General features: G+C 71.2%; 4 protein-coding genes and 1 tRNA gene. 3 read left to right on the top strand and 2 right to left on the bottom strand.

Annotated features, from left to right (window positions below):
- On the bottom strand, positions 1-722 hold a 722-nt coding region (gene argS, locus ACOADB_RS16115; RefSeq protein ID WP_378600575.1), incomplete at its 3' end, for an arginine--tRNA ligase.
- 84 nt (positions 723-806) lie between these two features.
- Here argS and ACOADB_RS16110 point away from each other — a divergent pair.
- Positions 807-882, top strand: a tRNA-Arg gene (locus ACOADB_RS16110).
- A gap of 95 nt (positions 883-977) precedes the next feature.
- Here ACOADB_RS16110 and ACOADB_RS16105 read toward each other — a convergent pair.
- On the bottom strand, positions 978-1895 hold the full coding sequence (locus tag ACOADB_RS16105; protein WP_378600572.1) for an alpha/beta hydrolase: 918 nt from the start codon (positions 1893-1895) through the stop codon (positions 978-980).
- Positions 1896-2043: 148 nt separating this feature from the next.
- Here ACOADB_RS16105 and purT point away from each other — a divergent pair, with 148 nt between their 5' ends.
- Positions 2044-3252 carry a formate-dependent phosphoribosylglycinamide formyltransferase gene (purT, locus tag ACOADB_RS16100; protein WP_378600570.1) on the top strand — a complete coding sequence of 403 codons (1209 nt, stop codon included), beginning with the start codon at positions 2044-2046 and terminating at the stop codon, positions 3250-3252.
- 22 nt (positions 3253-3274) lie between these two features.
- Positions 3275-3760, top strand: a complete 486-nt coding sequence (gene rnhA, locus ACOADB_RS16095) for a ribonuclease HI (protein WP_378600568.1) — start codon at positions 3275-3277, stop codon at positions 3758-3760.
- The last annotated feature ends 65 nt before the right edge of the window (positions 3761-3825 follow it).

Below are 3825 nucleotides of genomic sequence, written 5' to 3'. Positions count from 1 at the left end.
TCCTGCTGCTCGGCCAGCTGGATCGCGTACCCCTTGTCGCGTACGGCGGCAAGGCGCTCGTCGGCCGGCAGGTCGAAGATGCCGGGGCTGGCTGCCTCGACCTGCTTGGCCAGGTCGTCGACGTACTCACCGGCGTAGCCGTCCTCGGGCTTGGGCTCACCCAGGGCCGCGGCGATGATGGACGCAGCGAAGTGGTTCATCTGCACGCCGCGGTCGTTGATGTAGAACTCGCGGGTCACCTCGGCACCCGCGGCGCTGAGCACCCGGCCGATCGCGTCACCGAGCACCGCCCACCGGGTGTGGCCCAGGTGCAGCGGTCCGGTCGGGTTGGCCGAGATGAACTCGACGTTGATCTTCTGGCCCGCCAGCGTCTCGGTGTGGCCGTACGACGACGCGGCCGCCACGATGTCCGCAGCGACCTTGCCCTGGGAGCCGGCCTCGACGGTGATGTTGAGGAACCCGGGACCGGCGACCTCGACGGCGCCGATGCCCTCGGAGTCGGCCAGGCGGCCGGCGAGTGCCTCGGCGAAGGCGCGCGGGTTCATGCCAGCCTTCTTCGCCAGCTGCATCGCGACGTTGGTGGCGTAGTCACCGTGGCCCTTCTGCCGCGGTCGCTCCACCGTCACCTCGGCCGGAACGCCGTCAGGCAGGGCGATCGCGCCCTCGTCCACGAGCGAGGACAGGGCGCCGACGATGGCGGTGGAGAGTTGCGCAGGGGTCACCCCGCAAGCCTATCGGCGGCCTCCGGTTTCTCTGGCACGGATATCGCCCGGTAGGGTTCGACCGCGCACTCCCCACGGGAGTTGGCCTCCGTAGCTCAGGGGATAGAGCACTGGTTTCCGGTACCAGGTGTCGCAGGTTCGAATCCTGCCGGAGGCGCCAACGGACAACGACGGGCTTGCGGCAACGCAGGTCCGTCGTTCGTGTTCAGGGTGCCTGTCCGAGGTTGATGGACATCAATCAACCCCGCGCCGCTCTCACCCCACGTCGCTCGCGTGCGCGACCGCGTCGAGCTCGGCCACGAAGCGCGTCACCTCGTCCAGCGCGAGGCGCGCCTCGGGAACCACCCCGAGCATCGGGAAGACGTGGATCTGTCCGGGCCACACCTGGAGCTCACAGTGACCGCCCGCCTCCCGCTGGACGCGCGCGAACAGCTCGGCGTCGCCGCGCATCATCTCGGACGCGCCGGCGATCACCAGAGCCGGCGGCAGGTCGGGGCCGGCCTCGAGCGCAACGTTGAAGCGCGGGTCGTTCGCGGACCCGGTGGACAGGTGGTGGCGGATCACCCGTCGAGCGAAGCCGGGCACCGTCACCGGGTCGTTGCTCCGTCGGTACGCCGCCGCGGCGGTGTCGAAGCTGGCGTCGACGAGCGGGGAGAAGAGCACGAGGCCGGCCGGCATCGGCACACCCAGGCGCCGTAGTTCTCCACACAGGGACAGGGACAGGTGTCCGCCGGCAGAATCGCCCGCCACGACGATGTCCTCCGGGCGATGCCCCTGCGCGAGGAGCCACAGGAAGGCCCGGGCGATGTCATCGTGTGCTGCCGGGAACTGGTGCTCGGGCCCCATCCGGTAGTCGAGGCTGAAGGCGCGCCGGCCGATCCGTTCGGCCAGGTCTGTCACGAACGCGCGGTGACTGCGCGGAGAGCAGACGGCGTAGGCGCTGCCGTGGGAGTAGAGCAGCACCAGCTCGCCGGGAGTCGCGGCCGGCCCCAGCCACTCGCCGTGGACGGCACCGCGATCGGTCGCCGTCCGCACCCGCGTGTGCGGAAGCCTGTCGGCTCCGGCAGCGATGCACCCGACCTCGATGGCCGCACGGGCAAGGCGCAGACCGACGGCGCTGCCCGGCAGGACGCGGGTGGCCTGCTTGACGGTGGCCCGCAGCGCACGATTCAAGCGAACGCTGGGGGCGGAAGGGACACGGTCCAGGACGTCGGCGGTGACTGTCACAGACCGCAGTAGACCACGACCGTTGTCACATTGTCCCGGGATGCCGGGATGACGTCCTGCGCTCGCCCGGGCCCCTCCCCCTAGAGTTCCGCGCGTGACGACCATCGGGACTCCCCTCTCCGCCACGGCCACCCGCGTACTGCTCCTCGGATCGGGCGAGCTGGGCAAGGAAGTGGTGATCGAGCTCCAGCGGCTGGGCGTGGAGACCATCGCCGTCGATCGGTATGCCGATGCGCCGGCCATGCAGGTCGCCCATCGCAGCCACGTGATCGACATGCTCGACCCGGTCGCGGTTCGCGACGTGATCGAGCTGGAGAAGCCCGACTGGGTGGTGCCGGAGATCGAGGCGATCCACACCCCCACGCTGCTGGAGCTCGAGGCCGAGGGCCTCACCGTCGTACCGACGGCCCGCGCAGCGCGGCTGACCATGGACCGCGAGGGGATCCGGCGGCTGGCCGCCGAGGAGCTCGGACTGACCACGTCGCCCTACCGCTTCGCGGACACGCTGGCCGAGTTCGAGGCCGCCATCGCGGAGGTCGGCACGCCCTGCGTGGTGAAGCCGGTGATGTCGTCGTCCGGCAAGGGCCAGTCGGTCGTGCGTGGCCCCGGGGACGTCGCGCAGTCCTGGGAGTACGCCCAGGCGGGTGGCCGCGCGGGCGCCGGTCGCGTGATCGTGGAGGGCTTCGTCGACTTCGACGAGGAGATCACCCTGCTCACCGTCAAGCACGCTGCCACCGACGGCGGACCCGACGTCATCTCCTTCTGTGCGCCGATCGGACACACCCAGGTCGACGGCGACTACCGCGAGTCGTGGCAGCCCCAGGCGCTCTCCGACGTCGTGCTCGAGAAGGCACAGCGGGCCTCCGCTGCCGTCGTCGCGAACCTCTGTGGCGAGACCGGCCGGGGACTGTTCGGCGTCGAGCTGTTCATCCGCGGCGACGAGGTGATCTTCTCGGAGCTCTCGCCGCGGCCGCACGACACGGGGCTGGTGACCCTGGTCTCGCAGGACCTGTCGGAGTTCGCGCTGCACGCCCGCGCCGTCCTCGGCCTGCCGATCCCGAACATCCGGACCCGCGGGGCCTCCGCCTCCTGCGCCGTCCTGTTCGAGGGCGAGATCGAGGCACCACGGATCGCCGGGGTCGACGCCGCGCTCGCCGAGCCTGACACCAGCGTCCGCCTCTTCGGCAAGCCCGCCGTGTCCGGTCGCCGACGCATGGCCGTCACCCTCGCGCTCGGCGACGACGTCGACGAGGCCCGCGCCAAGGCACGCCGTGCTGCCGCGCACCTCCGCGTTGCCGGCTGACCGGCCCCCGTACCCTCCCCCTGTGCCCGACTCCCCGCCCGATGCGCGCAGCCTCGTCACCATCCACACCGACGGCGCCTGCCTGGGCAACCCGGGGCCGGGCGGATGGGGCGCCTGGCTGCGGTACGGCCAGCACGAGCTGGAGCTGTACGGCGGCGAGCCCGACACCACGAACAACCGGATGGAGCTGATGGCCGCCATCCGCTCGCTCGAGAAGCTGAGCCGACGCTCGACGGTGGACCTCTACACGGACAGCAGCTACGTCCGGAACGGGATCCTGTCGTGGGTCGTGAAGTGGAAGGCCAACGGCTGGCGTACGTCGGCGAAGGCACCCGTGAAGAACGAGGACCTGTGGCGCCGGCTCGATGCGGCCGCCGGGCAGCACGACGTCACCTGGCACTGGGTCAAGGGGCATGCCGGCGATCCGGGCAACGAGAAGGCCGACGAGCTCGCCGGGCGGGGCGCTCGCGAGGCCCGCGAGGCCGGCACCGAGGTCAACAGCGCCTGACAGCGCCTAACAGCGCAGCGTGGCGTCCTTGCGAGCGTCGTTGCCGTAGCGCTTCGCCGCCGCCC

The sequence above is a fragment of the Nocardioides sp. CPCC 206348 genome, from assembly GCF_048654705.1.
Taxonomy (GTDB): Bacteria; Actinomycetota; Actinomycetes; order Propionibacteriales; family Nocardioidaceae; genus Nocardioides.
The sequence above is the reverse complement of the archived record's forward strand: the minus strand, read 5'-3'. Positions and strand labels throughout refer to the sequence as shown.